Origin of the sequence: Bradyrhizobium sp. CCBAU 45384, assembly GCF_028128665.1 — a bacterium.
Lineage (GTDB): Bacteria > Pseudomonadota > Alphaproteobacteria > Rhizobiales > Xanthobacteraceae > Bradyrhizobium > Bradyrhizobium manausense.
In genome coordinates this window covers 1-3,335 of the sequence record NZ_LBIZ01000059.1, presented here as the reverse complement: position 1 = coordinate 3,335, position 3,335 = coordinate 1, and the positions used below count along the sequence as shown (strand labels likewise).

Below are 3,335 nucleotides of genomic sequence, written 5' to 3'. Positions count from 1 at the left end.
CGAAGTCGCTGACCTATTCAATTACTTCGTCCGCGAGCGCCGCCAGTGTGGATGGAATTTCGAGCCCTATCGACTTTGCAGTCTTTAGGTTGATGACGAACTGGTAACGTGTGGGCTGTTCTACTGGGAGGTCGGCTGGCGTCGTACCCTTGAAAATGCGATCGACCATCGCTGCAGCGCGTTCGAAGGATTCACTTGAATCCGCTCCATAGGACATCAAGCCGCCGTCACGCACGATCGAGTCTGCTTCGTAGATCGCCGGCAGCCGGTGTGTGGCAGCATAGTCGATCACTCGCTTGCGGTTGAGTATGGTCAGTGAGTCCGAGACCATCAAAATGGCATCGGGCGGATCGCGCGTCATCGCCTCGAAAGCTTCATTGAAGTCATCAGGTTCCCGAACGCCAAGCGGCTGAACCGTGATTCCAGCCCCTTGCGCAGCCTTTGCTGATGTCTCGTAACGCATCGACATGCCGAGATCATCCTTATTCCAAATCATCGCGACGTGGTGAAGTCCGGGCAACAAGGCCCTCAGCAAAGAAAGGCGTTTGGTGGAAAGCATCGATGCATCATCCGCGATTCCGGTCACATTTCCGCCCGGATGCGCGAGACTTTCGACCAACCCGGTCTTGACCGGATCGCCAGAGCCGGACGCGAGCACTGTCGGAACGCCCGATAATTTGGCCGCGGATGCTGCCGGATAGCTGATAGTGACAACAACGTCCACTCCTGCGACCTTCAGCTCCTGCATTAGCTTCGGCACCAGCTCAAGCTTGCCCGACGCGCCACGCGCCTCGTGGACCAAATTGCGCCCAACCACGTAGCCACGTTTCGCCAGTTCGTTGAAGAAGACCTTACCACGGTCCGCCGCAGGAGAGATTGGGAGCCCCGCAGTGAGCGTCCCAAGGCGATAAACCTTCGCGGTCTGAGCACGCGCAGCAAGGGGGGAAGCTGCTGCCACGCAGCTTACAAGAGCAAGAAACTCCCGTCGTCGCATGTCCGCCTCCAAGATAGAACGGTCGGTTTATCCGCTTGAACTCAACAGGTGCGGCAGCCATCGAGCGAAATATGTTTTGGTGGCTGCCGACTTCCAAGTTGGTTCTATCACGATGGTTTGGCACGGTTGCGGGAGCCATGGGACCATAAGCAGACTCGTGCAAGTCAGCTCTGCGACTCATTCGATCACTTCATCTGCGCTGGCCAACAAGGCAGGGGAAACATTGACGCCCAGAGCCTTCGCTGTCTTTAGGTTGAGAACCATGAAATATTTGGAAGCTTGCTCCACCGGCAATTCCGCAGGCTTGGCCCCCTTAAAGATTTTGCCGATGTAGAAGGCGGCGCGCCTATAGAGATCGTCTAGATCCGCCCCGTAGCTGACCAGGCCGCCCGCCTTCACGTTGGCCCTATTTGCGAATATGGCAGGCAACCGATGGTTCATGTGAAGTTCGGCCACGAGATCTGCTTGCACCGTGTATAGAGGCGACGACAAGACTAGGACCCCGTTGCATTGATTGTGCGCCATGGCTTGAAATCCGTCCTGAACTTCCGAGACGGTGCTGGCCGAAGCAGGGACGAGCTCCACTCCCAGCGTTCGTGCTGCGCGATCGACCGCCTTCACAGCGGTCGGATGCGAAGGTGTGGTCGGATTCCAGAGCAAGCCGACGCGCATGGCACCATGAATTATCTCCTTCAAGATCTCCAGTTCTTTCACGGACACTTCTGTGAGAAGCATGGACATGCCCGTTATATTGCCGCCGGGACGCGAGAGGCTTGTCACGTCTCCAAGCCCGACCGGGTCTGCGTGCTGAGCGAAAACGATGGGAATAGTGGCAGTTGCGCGCCGGGCGGGCCCTACCTGAGTGGATGCAGGCGCGAAAATGACGTCGACCTTCCTGTCGACGAGTTGCCTTGCGAGATCAAAGGTTTGATCGACTCGCTCGGCCCATTGGAAATCAATGCTGAGATTCGTGCCTTCGATGTATCCTAGATCGCGAAGACCGGCGCGGAAAGCCTCCACTTCGCTCGCCCAGCTCGATGCTTCACCAAATCCCAGATACCCGATCTTCCAAACCCTTGGCGATTGCTGTTCATGCGACAGCGCCGGCCAAATCAATGCCGCTCCTCCTACAAGCGTGATGAAATGGCGGCGTTTCATCCGGTGTCCCCCAAGGGGCCATTAGCTTAGTTCAATTTTGATTGAGGTCCAACCCCGGCAAGGACCCTAAGGGTCAAAAGTGCCGTTTCGACCAACGCTCGGGCGCTTCCGGTTTTCCCACGGCACCGGACATCTCCTCGCGACGCCCTGACGGAAGCGATGGGAGCGGCTGACCGGAGCGCAGCATTTTGCAGGGTTTCGCCGATAGGATTACGCTTCGCGCTGAGAAGAGGTTAGGCTAACGTCTAGTGCTACTGCAAAAGGACAGGCATTGTTTCCGACCGGATCATGCTCGATTCTCGGAGGCCGCAATGTATCAACCTAAGATGCAGATTACGAACGCCGCCGAAGTGCGCGCCATTCTTGGAGCGCCGCTAGGCAACCAGGCAAGAAAAGTCATTGACCATATCGACGGCCATTGCAGGTCATGGATTGCGCGAACACCGTTCATTGTCATTTCCAGTATTAACGGGGCGGGTGCAATGGATGTATCGCCCAAGGGCGACTTGCCGGGTTTTGTGAAGGTTGTCGACCCGCGTACGCTGGCGATACCCGATCGCCCCGGAAATCACCGGGCCGATACGCTCCTCAATGTCATCGAGAACCCGAGCGTCGGAATCATCTTTATGGTGCCGCGGCGACGCGAAGTCGTTCGTGTCAACGGCACGGCATTGATCGTGCGAGACCCTGACCTGCTTGATGAGTTGGCAGTTAACGAAAAGGCTCCGGAATTTGCAATCGTCGTGCAGGTTCGCGAAGCCTTCTTCCACTGTGGCAAGTCCGTGATCCGGTCGGGTCTTTGGGAGCCCGAGCGCTGGGGCCCTGTCGATGGCCTGCCAACCTACGCACAAGCAATCAAGGATCACGCCAATTCCACTGATTCGGTTGAGACCATACAGGCACGCATCGACCGAAATGATGAACTCCTCTACTAGCCGACGGCAAGGTTTGCATTTCGATCCTGTTTCAGAAAGAATCCAACCATTCGGCGTTGGAACCATGTCCGCTCGGGGTCATGAGCACCGTTTGGAAGGTCGGCCGGTTGCTTCCGGTCTACTCCGATAAGCTGACAATTGAAGACGCCGCCCAAACTTCGCATTCGGGCCAATGCACAAAGTCGCTGCGCTCCAGCCCGCTGCGCGGGAGCAAGAGCCGAGAGGCCGGTAGCCAGTTGAGACGATAG

General features: G+C 57.1%; 3 protein-coding genes. 1 reads left to right on the top strand and 2 read right to left on the bottom strand.

Annotated elements, in window-relative coordinates:
- Positions 1–13: 13 nt before the first annotated feature.
- Both XH80_RS03065 and XH80_RS03060 read right to left on the bottom strand, forming a co-directional pair.
- On the bottom strand, positions 14–994 hold the full coding sequence (locus XH80_RS03065; RefSeq protein WP_271597282.1) for an ABC transporter substrate-binding protein: 981 nt from the start codon (positions 992–994) through the stop codon (positions 14–16).
- Positions 995–1,171: 177 nt separating this feature from the next.
- Positions 1,172–2,152: an ABC transporter substrate-binding protein gene (locus XH80_RS03060; protein ID WP_271597281.1), complete on the bottom strand. Its 981-nt coding sequence runs from the start codon at positions 2,150–2,152 to the stop codon at positions 1,172–1,174.
- A gap of 311 nt (positions 2,153–2,463) precedes the next feature.
- Here XH80_RS03060 and XH80_RS03055 point away from each other — a divergent pair, with 311 nt between their 5' ends.
- Positions 2,464–3,087: an MSMEG_1061 family FMN-dependent PPOX-type flavoprotein gene (locus XH80_RS03055; protein WP_271597280.1), complete on the top strand. Its 624-nt coding sequence runs from the start codon at positions 2,464–2,466 to the stop codon at positions 3,085–3,087.
- Positions 3,088–3,335 lie beyond the last annotated feature (248 nt).

Coding starts and splice junctions, on each gene's coding strand:
- XH80_RS03060 (WP_271597281.1), bottom strand. CDS start 2,152: ATGAAACGCCGCCATTTCATCACGCTTGTAGGAGGAGCGGCATTGATT.
- XH80_RS03055 (WP_271597280.1), top strand. CDS start 2,464: ATGTATCAACCTAAGATGCAGATTACGAACGCCGCCGAAGTGCGCGCC.
- XH80_RS03065 (WP_271597282.1), bottom strand. CDS start 994: ATGCGACGACGGGAGTTTCTTGCTCTTGTAAGCTGCGTGGCAGCAGCT.